We start from the raw sequence: 21,011 nt of genomic DNA on the forward strand, positions 1-21,011 counted from the left end.
TGGTAGTGTGGTTCGCCCATGTGAGAGTAGGTCATCGTCAGCTCCCTATTCCAAATACCCCCCTTACACCAGTAAGGGGGTGTTTTTTTACGTCCCTGAAAGACTTAGAGAAAAACTCAGAATAGAAAATTAATGTTTTTATCGCAGACTTTGGGTAAAATAGGCGAAAATTTTTGGTGTGAAATTTAAAGCGAGTGTTACCATGCAAATTACCGTTATTGACCATCCCTTAGTTAAGCATAAATTATCCTTGATGCGCGAGGCAGATAGTAGCACTTATAAGTTTCGTAGCTTGACTAAAGAACTTGCCCGTTTGATGGCGTATGAGGCAAGCCGTGATTTTCCTATAGAAACAATTAGCATTCAGGGCTGGGAAGGTAACCAAATAGAAGGCATTCAAATCAAAGGTAAAACCGTTACTGTCGTACCTATCTTGCGTGCAGGTTTGGGAATGCTCGATGGGGTTTTAGATCTTATTCCAACGGCTAAAATCTCGATGGTTGGACTGCAACGTGATGAGGATACCCTTGAGCCCGTGCCTTTTTTTGAAAAGTTGGTCAAAGATATTGATGAGCGTCCTGCGTTGATTTTAGATCCTATGCTCGCGACTGGCGGTAGTATGGTAGCAACGATTGATATGATGAAAAAACACGGTTGTAAAGATATTAAAGCCTTAGTATTAGTGGCAACGCCTGAAGGGGTGAAAGCGGTGAATGATGCCCATCCCGATGTGAAGATTTTTACCGCAGCCCTCGATAGTCATTTGAATGAACAGGGGTATATTATCCCAGGTCTTGGGGATGCAGGGGATAAAATTTTTGGCACAAAACAGCACTGAGGTGCAAAACAGTAAAAGTAGGAGAAAAGCTAGATGATTTATCTAGCTTTTTTATTGACAGTTGTATAGTGGCTATTTTTTGGTGGGTTGTAAGCTATCGGCTAACTCGATAAGCTTGATAAATTCGCGGCGAATACCTTGTGGGTCGTTGCCAAGATTGGCTTGGGCGAGTCGCTTGCTATCGTTTAGTTGCCAATTACCGAGGTATTTGCTTTGCTTGAGGGTTTCACCAAAACTTGCCACACTTAGCGCAAATGCCAGTTCGCTGCTCGGCTGTTGGGTAGTATTGGTAATGGGCAGTGTCAAAAGCGTTGATGTGTTGCTATTTGGCGCTTTATAGCGCAGTTTTAAAAATCCCAGCTCAGTATTTTTGCTGGTGTGACTGATAGGGGAAGCTTGGTAGCGGCTATCGTCTAGCCAACCTTGCTGCCCCACAGGGGTAACTTCAAACAGCGCAACCACGGATTTGCCTGCACCTAGCTCACCTGCGTCTACTTTATCGTTGTTAAAGTCTTCTTTTGCAAGGACACGATTTTCATAACCAATCAACCGCCATTCTTTAACCGTCTGGGGATTGAATTCCACTTGGACTTTAACGTCTTTTGCTACGGTATTAAAGGTCGCTGACATTTCATCTACCAAGGCTTTTTTGGCCTCAGACAGGCTGTCAATGTAGCTATAGTTACCATTGCCGTTATCTGCGACTTGTTCCATCATATGGTCGTTTAAATTGCCTTCACCAAAGCCAAACGTGGAAAGTGACACACCGCTATCACGTTCACGGCGGATAATATCTAGCATTTCATCGACGTCCGATACACCGACATTAAAATCCCCATCGGTCATCATCAAAATGCGGTTGATGCCGTCTTTTTTATAGTGGATTTTTGCTTGTTGATAAGCCAGCTTTATCGCCGCTTCGCCATTGGTCGAGCCACTGGCATCTAAACTATCAATTGCGGCTAATATTTTTTCAGTGTCACTGCCTTTGGTGGCAGGAAGCGTCACTTGGGTGCGCCCTGCATAGGTCACGATACTGATGGTATCTTGCGACCTCAATTGTTTGGTGAGCATTTTTAGCGAAGATTTGACTAGTGGTAATTTATCGTTGTCTGACATCGAGCCTGACACATCCACCAAAAATACCAAGTTTGCAGGGGGTAAGACGCTTTGTTTGGTGAGGATAGGGTCATCTGCTTTGATAGCCACTTTGATGATACGATTGGCGGTACGCCACGGTGCGGCAACTGTTTCGGTGCTTATTAAGAAAGGGGCGTTGGCAAGGCGCTTGGCTTGTGAAAAGTCATAGTTAAAATAGTTGATAAGCTCTTCAATACGCACCGCATCAGTGGGCGGTAATTGTCCGTCGTTGAGAAAACGGCGCACATTGGCGTAGCTGCCCGTGTCGGTATCGATACTAAAAGTGGCAACGGCATCAGTGGCGGTTTGGTGAATGGGGTTGACTGCAAGGTGTTGATATTTTTCGCTATTATTGTGTGGTATCGGCAGCACCGGCATGATAGGTGAGTAGCGTGCCATCTTGCTCATTGCTGCTGCATCCATCATCATGGCAGGCGCAGCAACTACGGGCGTTGGTTGGGCAATAACGGGTGTGGCAGGGCTCATATCACGGCTATTTGACGGTGAGGGGCTACAAGCCGTCAATAAGCTTTGGGCGATGACGAGGCTCAGTAGTGTTGGCTTAAAAATGTCGCGCTGCATGACTAACTCCTTTTCAATCGTGGCTGGCGTAATCACAGTTTACGACATTTTTTGATGAAAAAGGCAGTTTTTTGCGATAAAACCCGCTAGAAATGGCTGTGGTTACCACGCTGTTAGCGATTAAATAGGTTAAGAATAATAGTGAGAATGATACTCACGATAATCATGGTGACGATGGGAAAATGAAAACTAAAGCCGCCGCCTTCAGAGCGATAATTAACGTCCCCCGGCATACGACCAAACCAGCTAAAGGCGTTTGGGAAAAAACAGATAAATTAAGCCAATGATGAGAAATAAAATCCCTATCCCAATAAAAATTTTTGCCATGCTCAGAACCTTTTTGTTTTTATAATGGCTTGTATTCTATTGATTTACGGAAGTTGGAATAGCAAATTTTAGTTGTAGGGCTGTGGTGTTGGTGTAAATTTTTTCAAGCAAGTTAATTTGCTAAGTAAAGAATTAAAGTCTAATATAATTACACAAGTACATTCTCTTTAAGGTGGTGAGTTAGTGAAAATTTTATCGGTTTTCAATAATAAAGGTGGAGTGGGAAAAACAACTCTTACTTATCATGTGGCAAATGCATTAGCAGAAATGGGATACAAGGTTCTAATGATCGATGCTGACCCACAATGTAATTTAACAATTTATGCTTTGGATCAGGAATATATTCATAATTTGTGGGCTATAGAGGATATTTTTATTGATGAAGGTTATGAGTCATCAAAAACTAAACTTCCCTTAAAAGATTATAATTCCATTTTATCAAATCCTAGAAGTCTACATTTTTTATTAAAACCTACCGAGGAGGGAACTGGAGAGCATTCAATGTTACCTCCTCCTCAGAATTTATCAAATAATCTTGACATAATTCCTGGTCGTCTAACGCTTCATTTATACGAAGAAAAGGTAGCAAGTCGTTGGACTGATATATATCGTGGTGAACCACTTGCGATAAGGACGATTACTAAGATAAGAAATTTAGCTGAATCTTATTCAACAACTCATAATTATGATTTTGTTATTATTGATACTTCACCAAGTTTAGGCTCTTTAAATAAAGTCATCATATCTACAGTTGATGGCTTTTTTATACCAGCACTTCCAGATTTATTCAGTTTATATGGAATAAAAAATATAGGTAGATCATTATCTGCTTGGAAAGATGAATTTGATATAGTATACAAATTAATATCTAATGAAAAAAGAGAACTTTTCCCTAAAGACTTCGTTAAATTTCTAGGATATACAATTTATAATGCTAAACCTTATAAAAATAATACAAACATATTCCAACTCGCACAGGCACATCTCAATTATGCTAATAAGATTCCAGAAGTTATCATAGAAAATATACGTGAAGATATTCGTTCGCACCTCACTAATGAATTAATTAGAAATCCCATTGGGCATTTGTCAGTAATGTATACTCATAATACTTTTCCATCAATGGCTCAACATTACAATTTACCAATGTGGAAAGTTCCAGATTGTGGCAGAATCGAAGAAGAGCATAAAGATACCTTAAGAGGATCAAGCCCTAAATATAGACAAACTAAAATTGACTATACCTCTTTTTCTCAAGACTTGTTAGAACGAGTAAATTTATTAGGTTAGGTTAAATAATGGAAAAAGAATTAATTGAGAAGATTGTTCAACCTTATATAAATGAAAAATATTTGTTTGAAAGATTTATGAACGGTATAGTTGATACCTTCGTTTTGGAACCTACTCTGAACCAATACGGAAATCCTATTATTCACACAGTTAAACATAGACTTAAAAACGTTGAGCATTTGAAAGAAAAAATTCAGAGAAAATGGGATGTGGAAAACCCCCTAACACCTGAAAATCTTTTTGAAAGAGTTACAGACTTGGCTGGCGTTAGAGTTTTGCATTTATATCAAGACCAGTTTGAAGCTATTCATAATTTAATTACTAAACAAATTGAGAATGGCGATTGGGTTTATCATGAAAATCCCGTTGCTTATTCTTGGGATCCTGAATCACGTCAGTACTTTGAAGGCTTAGAATTGACACCAAAAATTAAAGATTCATATTATACAAGTATACACTATGTTGTTAAACCGAAGTCTGATTCAAATATTTGTTGTGAAATTCAGGTAAGAACTTTATTTGAAGAAATCTGGGGTGAAATAGATCATACAATTAATTATCCTTCACCAACTGATAATAAAGCTTGTCGTGAGCAGCTACGAGTTTTATCAAAACTTGTTTCCACAGGTACAAGATTAGCTGATTCCATTTTTAGAACGCATATGGAAACCTTTAAACATGAATAGCTTTTAGACTACTTCTGCTTCCGCGGTGGTAAGCCTGTATGCTGAGTTTGGAAGTTACCTTTTTTCGGCTGTTTTTGGTTTGACGGTTTTTTGCCAAAACTGGTCGGTGTTGGTTTCTTGCCCGATTTTTGAACCGTGTTATCCTTAGCACTACGCTTGACAGAATCGCCGCCTGCCGAGCTGTTTTTCTTTCTCGCCGATTGGTAAACGTCTTCGCCCTCAAGCTTTGGATTATAAGGCGGTATCAAACATTGACTACCATGCCCAATCAAATCTTCACGCCCCAAGTCTTTAAGCGATTGACGCAGCAGTGCCCAATTTTTTGGGTCGTGGTAACGTAGATACGCTTTGTGGAGTTTACGTTGTTTGCCCGATTTGACGATTTCCACCCCTTCGCTGTCACGGGTGACTTTATGCAGCGGGTCTTTGGCAGTATGATACATGGTAGTAGCAGTTGCCATCGGGCTTGGGTAAAAGGCTTGTACTTGGTCGGCACGAAAGCCATTGCGCTTGAGCCAAATCGCCAAGTTCATCATGTCCGTGTCGGTGGTGCCAGGGTGCGCGGCAATAAAATACGGAATCAAATATTGCTCTTTACCTGCTTCACGGCTGTATTTGTCGAACATCTGCTTGAAAGTATCGTACGTCCCCATACCCGGTTTCATCATTTTGGAGAGTACATTGGTTTCGGAATGTTCGGGGGCGATTTTGAGATAACCGCCGACATGGTGGGTGACCAATTCTTTGACATATTCGGGGTCTTTGACCGCCAAATCATAGCGCAAGCCTGACGCAATTAGGATTTTTTTTACCCCTTTGATATCACGAGCTTTACGGTACAGTTGGGTGAGATGACTGTGGTCGGTGAGTAAGTTGTCGCAAATATCGGGATACACGCAGGAAGGTTTGCGGCAGTTTTTTTCAATGGCATCGTCTTTGCAATGCAGACGGTACATGTTGGCAGTCGGTCCGCCAAGGTCAGAAATTACCCCGGTAAATGATGGCTCGGTGTCGCGGATTTTTTTGATTTCGCCCAAGATAGACTCTTCTGAGCGGTTTTGGATAATGCGTCCTTCATGTTCGGTAATCGAGCAGAAGGTACAGCCGCCAAAACAGCCGCGCATGATATTGACTGATAATTTAATCATGTCGTAGGCAGGAATTCTTGCGTTGCCGTAGCTAGGATGGGGCAGACGGGCATACGGCAAATCAAAGATATAATCCATCTCTTCCATGGTAAGTGGAATCGGCGGCGGATTGAGCCATACATCAATGTCGCCATGTCGCTGCACCAAGGCGCGGGCGTTATGCGGATTGGTTTCTAGGTGCAAAATGCGGTTGGCATGGGCGTAAAGTACGGGATCGGATTTGACTTGCTCAAAGTCGGGCAAGCGAATTACGGTTTTGTCACGGGGCGGCAACGGGCGTTTGTGTTTTAAGGCGTTTTTATTGGGGTCTTTGAGGTTGACCACTTGGATGTCTTGGCTTTCAGCGACCTTATCAGCATTGAGCACTTTGTGCTCGACTTTATCCGCCACAAACCCTTTGTATTGACTCTCAAGGGTTTTTTCTTGTTCGATGTGACAGTCGCCCACATCTTCCATCATCACATACGGATTGATAATCGGGTCAACGCGCCCAACGGTGTCGACGTCGTTACTGGCGACTTCTATCATGTCGCGTTGCCAATGTTTTTTGGTTTGTGTCGACAGATACGCGGTGCCACGTACTTTGGCAAGGTCTTCAAAACGGTAACCTTTGGCAAGTGCGTGTACAACATCGACAATCGCGCGCTCGGCATTGCCATACAGCAAAATATCAGCGCGGCTATCCATCAAAATGCTACGGCGCACTTTGTCTGACCAATAATCATAATGGGCGATACGGCGCAGCGAGCCTTCAATCCCGCCCAAAATAATGGGCACATCGGGATAGGTTTCACGGCAGCGCTGGCTATATACCACAGCCGCACGGTCGGGGCGTTTGTCGGGGGCATTGTCTGGCGAGTAGGCATCGTCACTGCGAATGCGTCTATCGGCGGTGTAGCGGTTAATCATGCTGTCCATATTGCCTGCGGTGACGCCCCACGCGATGGTCGGTTTGCCGAGTGTCATAAAAGCGTCTTTGCTCGTCCAGTCTGGCTGGGCGATGATACCGACGCGAAAGCCTTGCGACTCTAACAGCCTGCCGATGATTGCCATACCAAAGCTTGGGTGATCGACGTAGGCATCGCCTGAGACGATAATGACATCACAGGCATCCCAACCAAGGGCATCCATTTCGGCTCGGCTCATCGGCAAAAATGGCGCAGGCTCAAAGCAGCTTGCCCAGTGTTTGTCATAGTCAAATAAGGCTTTGGCGCCTTGTTTAAAGGCTTTGTTGGCAATAGTTTCGGCGGACATAGGCTTGGATATTAAATAAAATGAATATGGCTCATTTTATCATGAATCAATTTTGCGATGGGGGTTTATAGGGCGAAATAACAAAAAAACCTGATTAAATTAGTCGGGTTTAATTAAAGGGTAAAGCGATTCAGTATTTTTGTAAAAATTAACGGAAAAAGTGACTGTCAAATGGCTAGATGGTGATTAAAATGGAGGGTAATGGAAGGTATTGAATATTACCCTATTATTTAAACCAAAATAAACCAATCGCAGCTTGTTAAGTAGGTAGAATTTTTTTAAATAACGGGTAGTTTTCAACTTTTTGCTCATTTTTATTCAGCTTTCTTAATCAACTTTTTAATCAATAAAGCAATACTGATTCACCCTGATTTTATGCTAGTTTAATGCTAAAATGAGATATCAAGGTTATTAAAATGATGCTATGACCGATACCTTTGCTGATGCCCTAGAAGCGCTTGATCCGCTAACACCTGAGCCTACTAAGCTTTCGCCCCCGACAGAGCCGAAGCCTAGACGGCGGTTGCCGTATATGGCGTATGAACACCAGCAGCAAATCACCCGTCTGTGTGTGCGCTGTGGACTGCTACTAATGCAATATGGGGCAGAGTCGGCAACGGTAACAGATTTGTGCCGCCGATTGGGGTTAGCGTTGGGGTTGGCCAGCGTGGAGTGTGGGATTGCCTATAATGGCTTGACCATCACCACAATTTATAATAACCGCTGTATTACCACCTTGCGCGCGTCAACCACCCATGCTATCAATGTCAATATCATTGTACAAATTCAGCGAATTGTACTGGATTTGGAAAGTATGCCGGTGACGAGTACCCTAGAGCACGCAACCTACCGATTTGATGAGATTGATCGGGACACTTATCCTGCCAAGATGGTCGCGCCGATGGTCGGTGTGGCGTGTGCCTGCTTTGCGTATTTGGCAGGGGGCGATATACTGGTGTGTTTGGTGACTTTTATTGCTAGTATGATGGGGTATTCGCTGCGGCTATGGCTGAGTAACCGCAACTTTAACCCCTTTATATCCGCGCTCATAGCGGCGTGTTTTGGCTCCATCTTTGCCAGTACCGCGCTGTTATTGGGAATTGGTAACGACCCGCATATTGCCATGGCATCAAGTGTGCTTTGGTTGGTTCCCAGTTTTCCTTTGATAAATTCGTTGTCGGATATGCTAAAGGGTTATATGAACATCGGTATCGGGCGCTTTATGTTTGTAATTATCTTGACGTTATCGAGCTGTATCGGCATCGTGTTGTCATTGCTACTATTAAATATCAGTCACTGGGGGGTGGGTTGATGAAAGCGTTTGATAAAATTTTATTGCCAATATTGGGTAGGGTGAAAAATGGCTGTTGATGCGATTGCCTTGATACGCGCAGCAACTTTTGCTTGCTTGATGACGCTTGGCTGGACACTGCTTGTCAATGTACCGCGCCGCTATATTTGGCAATGCTTATTGTTGACGGTGCTGGGTTACGGACTTAGAGAGCTATTAAAACAACTGTCAGTCAATTTGATACTAGCGACATTTGTGGCAGCGGGTATTTCATCATTTGTGGCAATTTATTTGGCAAAAAAATATTTACTCACCCCAAAGATGATTTTGGTGCCTGCCATGCTGTGTATGATGCCGGGGATTACCGCGTACAAAGCCATGATTAGCTTTGTACAGCTAGGCTACTATGGCTACAATCCACAAGTATTTACCCAAATGATGGATTTTAGCTTCAATGCGATATTTGTGACCGCTGCGTTGGTGTTTGGCATTTCGTTGCCAACGTCATTTTGGTATCGAACTAAGCCCATTGTTTGAGCCCATTGTTTGAGCCCATTGTTTGAGACCATTGTCTGATGGCGCATTAATCTAACTAATCTAACTGGATTTTAGTGCCTACCTTGGAAAAATTCATCACAAATTGACTTTTAAAGCGTCGCACATTGTTTTCATAAGTTAAATTATCACGGGTAAAACGGTGATATTCCGCCATATTTTTGGCATGTACCAATAGTAAAAAGTCATAATCCCCTGAGATTTCATAACAACTCATCACGTTGGGCAATCGGTTCATCAAGCGCTCAAAGCCATGCTGCAGCGCGGTATTTTGTTTTTCCATTTCAATCAGCACAAACGCGCTTAAATCAAAGCCTAATTCGGTGGGGTTGACAATCACTACTTGGCGAGTAATCACCCCAGTCTCTGTCATCATTTGGATACGGCGCTGACAGGTCGCTACCGATGCATGCACTTTTTCGGCGATGTTCTTAAGCGGTAGCGTCGCATCTTCTTGCAACAAGTTTAAAATACGTTTATCGATATCATCGATTTCATGAATCATAGCCATTTCCTTCTAAAAATACACAATAAGAAAAATTGAGAAAAATATAGCAAATTTATCTTATATTAATGTTAATTTATCATAAATAGGGGGATTTTGAAATAATTTACCAAAGATAATTGTTATACTGCTTGGCAATTTAACCGCAAAAGCAAAAATATAACAAGGTCAATTATGTCAGTCTTCAGCGTTTTATCACCATCGTCTATCGTTGTCCAGCCCAAGGCAACAAATTCTCAGCCCGCTACCGCTGCCAAAAAGTTGCGTTTTGGGGTGGTGTTGGCATTGATTTCTAATGTGTTGTTTGGCGTGCTGTATCTGTATAGTCACTGGCTTGCGCCGTTGTCAGGCACGCAAGTTTTTTTGTGGCGCATGGTGGCGATGTGGTTTGGGTTGGTGGGGTTGTTGACGATGACGCAAAGTTTTGGGCAGCTCAAAGCATTTTTGATGGGATTAAACAAACAACAATGGGTTTTATTGCTGTTGCCGACCCCGATTTTGGCAAGTCAGCTGTGGCTGTTTATGTGGGCGCCTATCAATGGACAGGCGGTCAATACCGCAATGGGGTATTTTTTGTTTCCCTTGATGATGGTACTGATGGGCTGTGTGGTGTTTAAGGAAACTTTAAATCGATTGCAGTGGGCGGCGATTATCGCTGCGGCAGCAGGGGTAGGATTGCAATTTTGGCTCGCGGGGAGTGTATCGTGGGCGACTGCATGGGTGTGTTTGACGTATCCGATTTATTATGGACTGCGCCGCTGGCAAGGGGTGCCTGCGCTGATGGGACTGTTCGTTGATTTGTCAGTGATTGCCCCGATTGCCCTAGGTTTTTTATTATGGCAAAACACGAGTGTATCGATAGTCACAGGGTCAATAACAATGGGGCTGTTAGTGATTGGGCTTGGCATGATTAGTGCGCTTGCCATGCAGACCAATCTCAAAGCCAGTCAGGTGTTGCCGATGAATACCTTTGGTATGCTCAGTTATCTTGAACCTGCGCTGATGTTTTTATTGTCCATTTTTGTGCTGCATGAAGCTGTCAATGGTACCATGATTGCCAGTTTTGCTTTAATTTGGATAGGGGTGTTGCTGATGATCGTAAATGCAATACAAGCGTCCAAAAAAAGCCACTCAACCGCTATTTGTGACTAGGTAAGTTAATATTCTTGATTTAATGGATGGATTATTATGTAAGAAATTGTTAAAATTGCGCTGAACAAAAATTGTACAACGATAAAGACTGAGGTGCTGCTTGGGGCAAATTCATTATCTAACTTATGTGAGCCGTATGACGTTGAAAGCTGGCGTAACCCCTAGCACGCTGTCTGATATCATGACGGTGGCACAGCGTGAGAACCTTGCCCATCAAATTACCGGTTTTTTGTGTTTTGGTAATGGCTATTTTTTTCAGTACATTGAAGGCGAAAAATCAGCGATTGAGCAATTATTTAGTAACATTCAGCGTGATGGGCGCAACCGCGATGTCACGCTCAAGTCTAAAGGGGTGATTGAACAACGGCTGTTTCAAGATTGGCAAATGTTGATGGTCAATATCAATAACCCAGAAACGCATGAAGATGTTATCAATGGGTTTTTACCCGTGTTGCCAGCTGGGTCAACAGCGGCAGCGGCTGATAAGTTTGTTGAGGTTATGCGGTCACAGTATCATCGTCGTAGCTTGGTGGATTTTCAAAGCTATTCTCTCAAAAATGTCAGTTATTATGGGGTCAATCTGCGCGGATTGCTCAAAGTGCATCAGCATTTTTTATTGGTTCAAAGCATTTTACTGGTATTGATTTTGATTAGTTTTAGCCTATTTTGGGGTTTGTAGCATCGAGAAATCTGTAACATCGAGAAATAGGTTATCCGCTATTGACTATTGAACCTGCTTACCGAAAATCACACGCCGCTACATGGTCATTCACCATACCGACTGCTTGCATAAACGCATAGCAAATCGTCGAGCCCACAAATTTAAACCCGTCTTTTTTAAGCACTTTTGACATGTTATCTGAATATTGCGTGTTGGTGGGGATATCAGCAAAGGTTTTTGGGTGATTATCCTGTGGTATTTTTGCCAAGCCGCTGGGTGACAAGTTCCAAAGATAATCGCTAAAAGCTTGCGTTTGGGTGATTTTTAGATAGCATTTGGCATTGTTGATGATGGCTTTGATTTTACCGCGGTGGCGAATAATGCCCGCATCGGTCATCAGACTATCGACCATGTCATCATCAAACTGCGCGATAATTGCAGGGTCAAAATCAGCAAATACTTGGTAATAACGCTCGCGTTTTTTGAGTATGGTAATCCAGCTGAGTCCCGCTTGCATGCCTTCTAAACATAACATGGCAAATAGATGACGGTCATCATAACTGGGCTTTCCCCATTCATTGTCGTGGTAAGCTTGATAAAGTGGGTCTGTGCCGCACCATTCACAGCGATTATAGGCTTTCATCCTAGGTCTCATGGTATTGAAAATTTTATTATAACCGCCTTGGGCAAAAAAAACGCCAGCATTTGCCAGCGTTTTTGAGGTATCAGTTTTTAGTCTATCTTTTCTTTTAATCCATCAAATCGATATTTTTGGTTTCTTTAATTGAGAATAACGCGATGAGAGAAATCAAACCGTTAATAACAATATATATAGCCACACCTTTCATGCCATATTGCTCATTGATTTTGATGGCATAAATCGCAGGAATCGATGCACCCACAATCGCCGCTAGATTGTAAGCCAGTGACGCACCTGAATACCGTACTTCGGTGGGGAACAGCTCTGGTAATAGCGCTGCCATTGGACCAAATGACATACCCATACATGCCATGCCCAAAATGAGGAAAATAAATACCGTGGTTGGTGTACCATTGCTGAGCAGTGCTGGCATAAAGCAGGCAAACACCATACATAATATAGTCACGCCAATCAGCCATTTTTTACGACCGATTTTGTCAGCGCCAATCCCTGAAATACTGGTAAAAATACCAAACACAATCGCAGCCACCAATAAAAAGCCAGTAAAGGTATTTGGGGCAATACCTAACCCTGTTGGAAAGCCAAAAGAAGATAATTTTGCCGGGCTTTTTGAATAGGCTTGTACGAAGGCAGTCATGATATAAAAAATCACATAAGTCATCGCCATCAAGAATGTGCCTTGCACCATCGGACGCCAATACTGGGTGATGACTTTTGACACAGGGGCATTAACTTTTTTGCCTTCGGCCTCAGCGGTACGGAATACATGGCTTTCATGCAGGCTTAAACGTACCCAAAGACCCACACCTACAAGCACGATTGAAATAAGAAACGGGATGCGCCATGCCCACTCGACCAAGGCATCTTTTCCTAAAAAATAACTGAGTAAAAAGAACACTAAATTAGCTAAAAATAACCCAATCGGCGCGCCTAACTGCGGGAAAGTACCATACCAAGCACGTTTGCCTTCTGGCGCATTTTCGGTGGCGACCAAGGCAGCACCGCCCCATTCACCGCCAAGCCCAATCCCTTGACCCACACGAAGTAAACATAACAATAATGGGGCAATGACGCCTACTTGGGCATAAGTCGGTAGCAAACCAATCGCTACGGTTGATAAACCCATCGTGAGCAGAGAGGCCACCAAGGTTTTTTTACGACCGAGTTTATCACCAAAGTGACCAAATAATGCTGAACCGAAAGGGCGGGCGATAAATGCCAATGCCAACGTCGAAAGCGAGTAAAGCATCGCCGCTTTTTCATCGGTTTTATCAAAAAACTGGGTATTGAAAATCAATACCGCCGCGGCGGCATAAATGTAATAATCATAAAACTCAATAGCCGTACCAATCATAGATGCCACGGCGACCTTTTTTGGGTCATTGCGTAGCGCGATATGCTGATGATCAGGGGGCGCGGTTGAAGCCGTCGTCATGATGTCATCCCTCCTTAGATAATAAAAGTTTAAGTTAAAATTAAGATGCATAAAATATTGGAATGAATTATAAATCATAATTTGCCAAAAACTTGATAAAAATAGTTAAGGTGATGCAAAAATTTGGTTATTAATCGCTGATTTGATAAATTTCGTCAGCTTATCCATAATAAGCCATCACAAAATACACATTAAAAATTAAGAGGTAATCATGATTCGTGAACTAGCCATTACCGAATTTTCTGCCACGGCAAACGATACCGTTTGGGATGTGCGGGATAGTAAAGCGTTTGCGCAAGGACATATTGAGTCTGCCAAAAACCAACCCTTAGATACGCTGACGGCAGAGTTATTGGCAACCACGGATGGCACTATCTATGTGCTATGCGGTGGCGGCAGCAAAGCCGCCAAAGCCGCCGCTTTGCTCAATGAGATTGACCCAAAGCGGGATATCGTCCATTTGACGGGTGGTACGCGTGCAGCAAAAGCGGCAGGTATGACCATCGTGAGTGATAATCTGTCATGAGTGAGCGGCCAAAAAATATTATCTATACGGGCGTAGCAGGGACAGGCAAGACCTACCGACTGCAACAAATCGCCAAACAATATACCGAGTTTTTGCCTGTAGCCAATGCCGATGATTTGCTCAAAGCATTAGTTAACCCTATGAATTGGCTAGAGGTGATTTCCTTAGTATTTTTAGATGAAAGAAAAAAAGGTAAGTTGCTATTAAAAGTACCAGAAATCATGCAGCATCCATTTTTTTTACAAAAAGCCGCGCTAAGAGAGGGTAATGAAAATTTGAGTCAAACCGTATGGGGAACATTACAGCGATTTAGTCATCCAAACTCTCTGACGGTGAAGCAAACAAGCCGCGCTAGTCAATCGTATTTTGATAAAGACGATAGCAGTAATTGGTTTTTATTAGCAGACAGTTTGCCGTTATTAGCAGACTTGCAAAACAAACTCGATGATTACCAAGCGGCAATTCACAGCCAGTTTCAGCCCAACTATTTACAGCCAAAGCTAGAACGCTTTAGTTTTGTCAGTTTTCATCAAGCGTATGGGTATGAAGAATTTGTCGAAGGCATTCGTCCCCACATCGCGGACAATGGACAAATGAGCTACCGCGTTGAGTCAGGGGCATTTCTTAGACTGTGTCAACAAGCCAAACATGATCCTAGTCACCGTTATGCCATGTTGATTGATGAAATCAACCGCGCCAATGTCGCCCGCGTGTTTGGGGAATTGATGAGTTTGATTGAACCGACCAAACGCGCAGGACAGACAGATAGCCTGTCGGTGAATTTGGCGTATTCGCGTCAGCCGTTTAGTGTGCCTAGCAATGTCGATATCTACGCCACTATGAACAGCCAAGATCATTCATTGGCGCCGCTCGATATGGCATTTCGCCGCCGTTTTGAATTTATTGAATGTCAACCACAGCCACAGTTATTAGGTAAAGTCATGGCAAATGGGATTGAGATTGATTTAGCCAAATTGTTGACCGCACTCAATGAAAGAATCTCGCAAAATTTGGCAAAAGACAGCCAGTTAGGGCATAGTTTTTTGTGGGGTATTGATTCGCTGCAAGCGTTAAGCGCTGCATTTAGCCAGTCTATCATCCCCCAAGTGGCGCAAGCCTGCCAGCAGCATGGACAAATCTTGCAAGCAATCTTTGGGCAGCGCTTTATCAGGCTAGTTGATAACAAAAAAGCAACTGGATTTATGGCGCAGCAAGCGGGTTTTGATATCAATATTCAGGCGCTTGATGAGCCAAATAGCTATCTTGCAATCTATCAAAGCGCCTCATGAAAGCCATCACCACCTTTGAACATAGTTGCCTGACCGCGGCAGATTTTGATGATGGGCAGGATTTTGACTGGCTTATCGAGCAGAATTTTGACGTGTTTCGCATTGAGCGTAAACAGCAGCAGTGGCAACTCAAAGTGCGCCACTATATCGGTGTGATTGGGTTGCCCAGTGGCGGGCAAGTGGAGATTTTGCCAAAACTTGCACAAGCCCAAATCACCCATGCTGATGAAGTTGCCCAAACCCGTCAATGGGTGCAACAGATGCTGACAGTAGTGTGGCAAGCCTTATTGCCCAAGTCGTTACCCAATCTAGCCAATCAACTACTCATCAATCCTCCAGCTCCCAATCCTCCACCAATCAATCATTCGCTATCGCTTAGCGAGTGGCTGCAAGCGTATTTTTGGCAGGGGTTTGCGCAGTACGTGCCCAATCAGCAGTATCAGCAATTTGAGCAAAATCAGCCCTATCTGCAGGGTAAATTGTTGGTCAAAGAGCAATTGCAGCATAACTGCCACCAGCCGCATAAGTTTTATCATCAGACTGAAAATTTTGTGATGGATACCGCTAGCAATCGTTTGGTGAAAACCACCGTCGAGCGAGTGATTGGCAGCATGGCTAGCAGCCCATTGTCGAGCCCATTACTGCCGCAGTGGCAGGCAGTGGGTACAGTTGCCAACGACTTATACGACACCTTATTGTCTCAAGCGCTACAAGAGTTGACCGCCTTGCCCAGTCTGCTTGCCCAGCGTAATTATACTTTTATCAGCTTTTGTTATGCGCTGCTGACGCTACAACAAGCCAGCAGCCAAGGGCAGTTTTTGACCCCAACTTGGCTGGTGAATATGCCATTTGCCTTTGAAAAATGGGTGGGCAGAAAAATCCAAGAACAATTTGTAGGGCAGAATTTTGAACTGGTTGAGCAAAAAAGACAGCCATTGACCGTGCAGCAAGGGTTAACCATCAAACCCGATATTTGGCTGAAGTCTGCCGATAAACTTATTATCGCCGATGTAAAATGGAAAAAAACGGCTACTTTCAACGATATAAGCTTGGCAGACATGTACCAACTACTTGCGTACGCCAATGAATTTGATGCCGATGAAGCGTGGCTGATTGTCCCAACACTAAGCACGCAATTGCTGGCACAGCAGATTGAATTTTGCCAACCCAAAAAAACCCGATTTTATCTGATACCTTTTGCGGTGACGCAAGGGTGTTTAAACCTTTTTCATTAAAATTATTCAAAAAAAAGCTAATTTGTTTTATTTTATCAATGAGAAAGGTGAGAATTAACAACTTTTCTTGCTACCAAAACTTGGTAAAATAACCACATATAACTTTGAAAATGACCAAAAAACAGGAAGAATTATGAGCAAACATTATGATTATATCGCGATTGGTGGTGGGTCAGGGGGGATTGCATCCATCAACCGTGCTGCCAGCTATGGTAAAAAATGTGCCTTGATTGAAGCCAAACAGCTAGGCGGTACTTGCGTCAATGTGGGCTGTGTGCCCAAAAAAGTGATGTGGTATGGCGCTAATATGGCAGCGGCGATCCATCATTATGCGCCTGACTATGGCTTTGAATTGGAGGTTAAACAATTTGACTTTGCCAAATTGGTACAAAGTCGCCAAGCTTATATCACCCGTATTCATCAGTCCTACAACAACGGCCTCAAAAATAACCAAGTCGATGTGATTCATGGTTTTGCCAAATTTGCCGATAAACATACCGTTGAGGTGTATAAAAATGACGGCACGGTAGAGACCATTACCGCTGACCATATTTTACTAGCAATGGGCGGTCGACCTGTTCGCCCAGCCATTGAAGGGGCAGAGTTGGGTATTGACTCGGATGGTTTTTTTGACTTGACCGAGTTGCCACCGCGGGTAGCGATTGTGGGGTCAGGCTATATCGGTGTCGAGATTGCAGGCGTGATGAATGCATTGGGCTCAAAGACCCATCTGATTGTGCGTAGCAAACGGGTGCTCAAAAACTTCGATGCCGACATTGTCACCACGCTTACCCATATCATGCACGATGATGGTATTGAATTTCATTATGGATTGCTGCCACAACAAGTACGCAAAAACCAAGATGGCTCATTGAGCATTGAATTGTCAAACAATGAGACCTTGACGGTGGATTGTTTGATTTGGGCAACGGGTCGCGAACCTGCAACCGATACCATCAATCTTGATAAAGCGGGCGTTGAAGTCAATGAGCAAGGCTTTGTCAAAGTCGATGCCTATCAAAATACCAATGTCGAAGGTATCTATGCCGTCGGCGATATTATCGAACATGGTATTCAATTGACCCCAGTGGCGGTGGCAGCAGGTCGCAGACTATCTGAGCGCTTGTTTAACAACAAACCCAATGAGCATTTAGATTATAATCTAGTGCCGAGCGTGATTTTTAGCCATCCACCGATTGGTACGGTGGGGCTCAGTGAAGAAGAGGCGGTCAAAGGCTATGGCATCAATGGGGTTAAAGTCTATAAATCCAGTTTTACCCCGATGTATAGTGCAGTGACCAAGCACCGTGAGCCGTGTCACATGAAGCTGATTTGTGTGGGTGAGGAAGAAAAAGTGGTGGGCTTGCATGGCGTCGGTTTTGGCGTCGATGAGATGATTCAAGGCTTTGCTGTTGCTATCAAGATGGGCGCAACCAAACGTGACTTTGATAACACGGTGGCGATTCATCCGACTGGCTCAGAAGAGTTTGTCATCATGCGCTAAGCGGATTTTTAGGGTAAAAAAGCGGGCTTATGATTAAGCCCGCTTTTTTTTATAGTTGTTTTTTTATGGATGTTTTAATAACCGCTAGTTTAACAGTTACATATCCACTTTGAGCCTATCCCAATACTGCTGATATAGCGCCATTATCTCATCGCCTACGTCTTCACGGAACATGGCATGTTTTAGCAAATCAGCTGGCGGATACACAATCGGATTGTTGGCAAGCTCAGGCGGCATTTCTTTTTTTGCCGCCTCATTGGGCGAGCCGTAGCCGATTTCTTCGCTAATCATGGCAGCGTATTTGGGTCGCAAGATAAAATCGATAAACTTATGGGCGTTGTCGTTGTTTTTGGCATTTTTGGGGATGACCATGTTATCCATCCACATAATAGCGCCTTCTTTTGGATAGACAAAGTCGAGCTCTGGCATTCCTTGGTCTTGTGCCATGATGACTTCACCGTTCCAAGTCAAGCCCAAGTAAGTTTCCCCTTCCATAAACGGCATGCGCGGTGCATCTGAGTTAAAGGTACGCACATTGGGCATCAGCTTGGTGAGTTTTTCATAAGCCTGTTTGATGGCTTCAGGGTTTTTGGTACTGCCGTTATAGCCAAGGGTCAATAGACTCATGGTGAACACGTCACGGATGTCATTCATCAGCATGACACGCCCCTTGTACTCTGGCTTCCATAAGTCATTCCAGCTGCTCAAGCTTGCTTTAGCAATGCGTTTGGTATTGACGGCAATGCCTGATGAGCCCCACAGATAGGGGACACTAAACTTGTTTTCAGGGTCAAAAGGGGCATTGATAAAGGTTTTGCCCAGGTTGCCAAAATTGGTTAATTTGGTATGGTCGAGCAGCTCAAGCATCCCTTCTTTACGCATTTTGTCGACAAAATCCGTACCCGGAAATGCCACATCATACTCACCACTGCCATTCATCAGTTTGAGTTTGGCATACATGGCTTCGTTAGAATCAAAGGTGCTATAAATAACGTCAATACCTGTCTCTGCGGTAAAATCTTTAAGCACTTGGTCAGAGATATATTCCGTCCAGTTATAGACATTGACGACCTTGCTACCTTGATTGGCAGTAGGCGCGGCAGCGCTAGTGGCGGTTTCGCTCGCTTTTTGACAACCCGTTAAATTACTTGCCAGCCCCCCTGTTAAAACAGCGCTGCCAACACCCAAGCCATATCCTAAAAAACGTCTTCTATTGAGCATCCGAGATATCATATAAGTCTCCTTAACGTTTTTGGGTCGATGGTAGATTTATCGACTTTTTGGCAAGTAATAACTGCGAGATAATCAGACCCAGCAGCGAGATTACGAGCAAGATTGTGCCAACGGCATTGACTTCAGGTTTTACCCCGACACGCACCATCGAGTAAATCTGTAAGGGTAAAATCTCAAAGTCAGGTCCTGTATTGAACGTCGATACCACCACATCATCAAGTGATAGGGTAAAGGCAAGCACCCAGCCCGCCAAAATCGCAGGCAAAATAATCGGTACAAGCACGGTACGAATCATGGTAAATTCATTGGCACCCAAATCACGCGCCGCTTCCAATACGCGGGTGTCGAGGCTAGATAGACGTGCAGTCACCGTAATCACCACAAAGGGCAGACAAAAGGTAATGTGCGCAATTAGCAACGTCACAAAACCCAGCTGTATCCCCACAATCAAAAATAACGCCAATAGCGAAATCGCCAAGACAATCTCAGGCGACATCATCAGCACAAATAGCAAGCTTTGTAGTATCGATTTACCTTTAAAGTCATAACGTTGTAACGCTAACGCCGTCAAACCGCCAATCGCAGTGGAAATCGTCGCAGCCACTACCGCCAATATGACCGAGTTGATGGCAGCTTGTACCATCGCGGCATTACTAAATAACTCGCTGTACCAATGGGTACTAAAACCGCCCCATTGATAGCCGACTTTTGAGGCATTAAACGAGAAGATTACCATCACCGCAATCGGCGAGAACATCAGCAGATATACGATGGTCAAATACAGGCGAGACAGCCATTTCATAGTATTAGACATAGCGTCCCCCTTATGCCACTTCGTTGTAGTCAGTTTTGCCAATGCGTTTACTACTGGCTCGATACGCCATAATCAGCAATGCCATGGCAAGCGTCAATAGCACGGACGCCGCGGCACCAAATGGCCAGTCACGGGCATCCAAAAACTGCGATTTGATGATATTGCCCACCAGCAAGTTACGTGAACCGCCCAAGATATCCGCCACATAAAACATGCCCATGGCAGGCAACAGCACCAGCAATACCCCTGAAATAATCCCTGGTGTAGTGAGCGGTAAAATCACGTGCCAAAAGGTTTGTAGCTTGTTAGCGCCCAAATCTTTGGATGCCAAAATATAATCGTCACGCAAATCCACAAATACCGCATACAGGGGCAGTACCATAAACGGAAACAGCAAATACACCAAACCGCCAATCACCGCTTTTTGGGTATATAAAATTTGCAGTGGCTCGTTGATAAGCCCAAGGTTAATCAGCAGGGTGCTGAGCAGACCATTGGCCGCCATAATGAGTTTCACCGCATACAGACGCACCAATGAGTTGGTCCAAAACGGAATCACGAGCAGTAACATCAATAATGACTGCCATTTTTTATCGGCTTTACTGACCAAGTAGGCAAATGGATAACCGAGCAGCAAACAGATAATCGTCGTCATCCCTGCCATCGACAGCGAATGCAAAAACACTTTTAAATAAAGCGGATCAATCAATCGAATATAGTTGCCCATGGTGACAGGCAGTGTTAAAAACTTATCTTCATCACGGGTCAAAAAACTGGCGGCAATCACCAAGATATTGGGAATCAGGGCAAAAATAATCAACCATGCCCAAATCACAAACAGGGTCGCACGCTGAAAGCCACGCCCGCCTTGTTTTGTCATAACAG

General features: G+C 43.8%; 20 protein-coding genes. 11 read left to right on the top strand and 9 right to left on the bottom strand.

The window, feature by feature from the left end; genetic code table 11:
- Positions 1–202: 202 nt before the first annotated feature.
- Positions 203–838, top strand: coding sequence for a uracil phosphoribosyltransferase (gene upp / locus RTN07_RS09590; RefSeq protein WP_312177705.1), 636 nt, complete (start codon positions 203–205; stop codon positions 836–838).
- A gap of 72 nt (positions 839–910) precedes the next feature.
- On the opposite strand, the gene RTN07_RS09595 is transcribed toward upp, so the two are convergent.
- Together RTN07_RS09595 and RTN07_RS09600 are read right to left on the bottom strand one after the other, a co-directional pair.
- A complete protein-coding gene (locus RTN07_RS09595; RefSeq protein WP_312177707.1) occupies positions 911–2,560 on the bottom strand; it encodes a vWA domain-containing protein in 1,650 nt (549 codons plus the stop codon).
- A 113-nt stretch (positions 2,561–2,673) separates the two neighbouring features.
- A complete protein-coding gene (locus tag RTN07_RS09600; RefSeq protein WP_138017915.1) occupies positions 2,674–2,793 on the bottom strand; it encodes a DUF2905 family protein in 120 nt (39 codons plus the stop codon).
- Between the two features lie 277 nt (positions 2,794–3,070).
- On the opposite strand from RTN07_RS09600, the gene RTN07_RS09605 reads away from it, so the two are divergent.
- Together RTN07_RS09605 and RTN07_RS09610 are read left to right on the top strand one after the other, a co-directional pair.
- The gene (locus RTN07_RS09605; protein WP_312177708.1) at positions 3,071–4,177 is read left to right on the top strand and encodes a ParA family protein; all 1,107 of its coding nucleotides are present in this window, start codon (positions 3,071–3,073) and stop codon (positions 4,175–4,177) included.
- An 8-nt stretch (positions 4,178–4,185) separates the two neighbouring features.
- Complete coding sequence (locus tag RTN07_RS09610) at positions 4,186–4,863, top strand: RelA/SpoT domain-containing protein (RefSeq protein ID WP_312177710.1); 678 nt, start codon at positions 4,186–4,188, stop codon at positions 4,861–4,863.
- Between the two features lie 8 nt (positions 4,864–4,871).
- On the opposite strand, the gene RTN07_RS09615 is transcribed toward RTN07_RS09610, so the two are convergent.
- Positions 4,872–7,265 carry a YgiQ family radical SAM protein gene (locus tag RTN07_RS09615; protein ID WP_312177711.1) on the bottom strand — a complete coding sequence of 798 codons (2,394 nt, stop codon included), beginning with the start codon at positions 7,263–7,265 and terminating at the stop codon, positions 4,872–4,874.
- A gap of 424 nt (positions 7,266–7,689) precedes the next feature.
- Between RTN07_RS09615 and RTN07_RS09620 the strand changes: the two genes are divergently transcribed.
- Both RTN07_RS09620 and RTN07_RS09625 read left to right on the top strand, forming a co-directional pair.
- Positions 7,690–8,577: a threonine/serine exporter family protein gene (locus tag RTN07_RS09620; RefSeq protein WP_138017917.1), complete on the top strand. Its 888-nt coding sequence runs from the start codon at positions 7,690–7,692 to the stop codon at positions 8,575–8,577.
- 48 nt (positions 8,578–8,625) lie between these two features.
- On the top strand, positions 8,626–9,093 hold the full coding sequence (locus tag RTN07_RS09625; RefSeq protein WP_312177713.1) for a threonine/serine exporter family protein: 468 nt from the start codon (positions 8,626–8,628) through the stop codon (positions 9,091–9,093).
- A gap of 55 nt (positions 9,094–9,148) precedes the next feature.
- On the opposite strand, the gene RTN07_RS09630 is transcribed toward RTN07_RS09625, so the two are convergent.
- Complete coding sequence (locus RTN07_RS09630) at positions 9,149–9,616, bottom strand: Lrp/AsnC family transcriptional regulator (RefSeq protein ID WP_062331430.1); 468 nt, start codon at positions 9,614–9,616, stop codon at positions 9,149–9,151.
- Between the two features lie 174 nt (positions 9,617–9,790).
- Between RTN07_RS09630 and rarD the strand changes: the two genes are divergently transcribed.
- Both rarD and RTN07_RS09640 read left to right on the top strand, forming a co-directional pair.
- Positions 9,791–10,768, top strand: a complete 978-nt coding sequence (rarD, locus tag RTN07_RS09635) for an EamA family transporter RarD (protein ID WP_312177715.1) — start codon at positions 9,791–9,793, stop codon at positions 10,766–10,768.
- Between the two features lie 100 nt (positions 10,769–10,868).
- The gene (locus RTN07_RS09640; protein ID WP_312177717.1) at positions 10,869–11,447 is read left to right on the top strand and encodes a BLUF domain-containing protein; all 579 of its coding nucleotides are present in this window, start codon (positions 10,869–10,871) and stop codon (positions 11,445–11,447) included.
- Between the two features lie 58 nt (positions 11,448–11,505).
- Here the strand turns inward: RTN07_RS09640 and RTN07_RS09645 are convergent, their stop codons facing one another.
- Both RTN07_RS09645 and RTN07_RS09650 read right to left on the bottom strand, forming a co-directional pair.
- Positions 11,506–12,072, bottom strand: a complete 567-nt coding sequence (locus RTN07_RS09645; protein WP_312177719.1) for a DNA-3-methyladenine glycosylase I — start codon at positions 12,070–12,072, stop codon at positions 11,506–11,508.
- Positions 12,073–12,178: 106 nt separating this feature from the next.
- The gene (locus RTN07_RS09650) at positions 12,179–13,528 is read right to left on the bottom strand and encodes an MFS transporter (RefSeq protein ID WP_409455560.1); all 1,350 of its coding nucleotides are present in this window, start codon (positions 13,526–13,528) and stop codon (positions 12,179–12,181) included.
- A 208-nt stretch (positions 13,529–13,736) separates the two neighbouring features.
- Between RTN07_RS09650 and RTN07_RS09655 the strand changes: the two genes are divergently transcribed.
- From RTN07_RS09655 to gorA, 4 genes are all read left to right on the top strand, one after another.
- Positions 13,737–14,051: a rhodanese-like domain-containing protein gene (locus RTN07_RS09655; protein WP_312177721.1), complete on the top strand. Its 315-nt coding sequence runs from the start codon at positions 13,737–13,739 to the stop codon at positions 14,049–14,051.
- Complete coding sequence (locus RTN07_RS09660; RefSeq protein WP_312177723.1) at positions 14,048–15,340, top strand: McrB family protein; 1,293 nt, start codon at positions 14,048–14,050, stop codon at positions 15,338–15,340. The genes RTN07_RS09655 and RTN07_RS09660 overlap by 4 nt, the downstream gene beginning before the upstream one ends.
- Positions 15,337–16,575 carry a 5-methylcytosine restriction system specificity protein McrC gene (locus RTN07_RS09665; RefSeq protein WP_312177724.1) on the top strand — a complete coding sequence of 413 codons (1,239 nt, stop codon included), beginning with the start codon at positions 15,337–15,339 and terminating at the stop codon, positions 16,573–16,575. Before RTN07_RS09660 ends, RTN07_RS09665 begins: the two co-directional genes overlap by 4 nt.
- Positions 16,576–16,708: 133 nt before the next feature.
- Positions 16,709–18,079, top strand: coding sequence for a glutathione-disulfide reductase (gorA, locus tag RTN07_RS09670; protein ID WP_312177725.1), 1,371 nt, complete (start codon positions 16,709–16,711; stop codon positions 18,077–18,079).
- A gap of 96 nt (positions 18,080–18,175) precedes the next feature.
- Here the strand turns inward: gorA and RTN07_RS09675 are convergent, their stop codons facing one another.
- The 3 genes from RTN07_RS09675 to potB are packed head-to-tail and all read right to left on the bottom strand — an operon-like array spanning position 18,176 to position 21,006.
- Positions 18,176–19,312 carry an ABC transporter substrate-binding protein gene (locus tag RTN07_RS09675; protein ID WP_248145882.1) on the bottom strand — a complete coding sequence of 379 codons (1,137 nt, stop codon included), beginning with the start codon at positions 19,310–19,312 and terminating at the stop codon, positions 18,176–18,178.
- Between the two features lie 10 nt (positions 19,313–19,322).
- The gene (gene potC / locus RTN07_RS09680) at positions 19,323–20,126 is read right to left on the bottom strand and encodes a spermidine/putrescine ABC transporter permease PotC (RefSeq protein WP_219332132.1); all 804 of its coding nucleotides are present in this window, start codon (positions 20,124–20,126) and stop codon (positions 19,323–19,325) included.
- Positions 20,127–20,136: 10 nt separating this feature from the next.
- Entirely contained in the window at positions 20,137–21,006 is an 870-nt protein-coding gene (gene potB / locus RTN07_RS09685) for a spermidine/putrescine ABC transporter permease PotB (protein WP_060995225.1), read from the bottom strand.
- Positions 21,007–21,011 lie beyond the last annotated feature (5 nt).

The sequence above is a fragment of the Moraxella sp. CTOTU46934 genome (assembly GCF_031979465.1).
Classification (GTDB): domain Bacteria; phylum Pseudomonadota; class Gammaproteobacteria; order Pseudomonadales; family Moraxellaceae; genus Faucicola; species Faucicola tetraodonis.

Coding starts and splice junctions, on each gene's coding strand:
- upp (WP_312177705.1), top strand. CDS start 203: ATGCAAATTACCGTTATTGACCATCCCTTAGTTAAGCATAAATTATCC.
- RTN07_RS09595 (WP_312177707.1), bottom strand. CDS start 2,560: ATGCAGCGCGACATTTTTAAGCCAACACTACTGAGCCTCGTCATCGCC.
- RTN07_RS09600 (WP_138017915.1), bottom strand. CDS start 2,793: ATGCCGGGGGACGTTAATTATCGCTCTGAAGGCGGCGGCTTTAGTTTT.
- RTN07_RS09610 (WP_312177710.1), top strand. CDS start 4,186: ATGGAAAAAGAATTAATTGAGAAGATTGTTCAACCTTATATAAATGAA.
- RTN07_RS09615 (WP_312177711.1), bottom strand. CDS start 7,265: ATGTCCGCCGAAACTATTGCCAACAAAGCCTTTAAACAAGGCGCCAAA.
- RTN07_RS09620 (WP_138017917.1), top strand. CDS start 7,690: ATGACCGATACCTTTGCTGATGCCCTAGAAGCGCTTGATCCGCTAACA.
- RTN07_RS09625 (WP_312177713.1), top strand. CDS start 8,626: ATGGCTGTTGATGCGATTGCCTTGATACGCGCAGCAACTTTTGCTTGC.
- RTN07_RS09630 (WP_062331430.1), bottom strand. CDS start 9,616: ATGATTCATGAAATCGATGATATCGATAAACGTATTTTAAACTTGTTG.
- rarD (WP_312177715.1), top strand. CDS start 9,791: ATGTCAGTCTTCAGCGTTTTATCACCATCGTCTATCGTTGTCCAGCCC.
- RTN07_RS09645 (WP_312177719.1), bottom strand. CDS start 12,072: ATGAAAGCCTATAATCGCTGTGAATGGTGCGGCACAGACCCACTTTAT.
- RTN07_RS09655 (WP_312177721.1), top strand. CDS start 13,737: ATGATTCGTGAACTAGCCATTACCGAATTTTCTGCCACGGCAAACGAT.
- RTN07_RS09660 (WP_312177723.1), top strand. CDS start 14,048: ATGAGTGAGCGGCCAAAAAATATTATCTATACGGGCGTAGCAGGGACA.
- RTN07_RS09665 (WP_312177724.1), top strand. CDS start 15,337: ATGAAAGCCATCACCACCTTTGAACATAGTTGCCTGACCGCGGCAGAT.
- gorA (WP_312177725.1), top strand. CDS start 16,709: ATGAGCAAACATTATGATTATATCGCGATTGGTGGTGGGTCAGGGGGG.
- RTN07_RS09675 (WP_248145882.1), bottom strand. CDS start 19,312: ATGATATCTCGGATGCTCAATAGAAGACGTTTTTTAGGATATGGCTTG.
- potC (WP_219332132.1), bottom strand. CDS start 20,126: ATGTCTAATACTATGAAATGGCTGTCTCGCCTGTATTTGACCATCGTA.
- potB (WP_060995225.1), bottom strand. CDS start 21,006: ATGACAAAACAAGGCGGGCGTGGCTTTCAGCGTGCGACCCTGTTTGTG.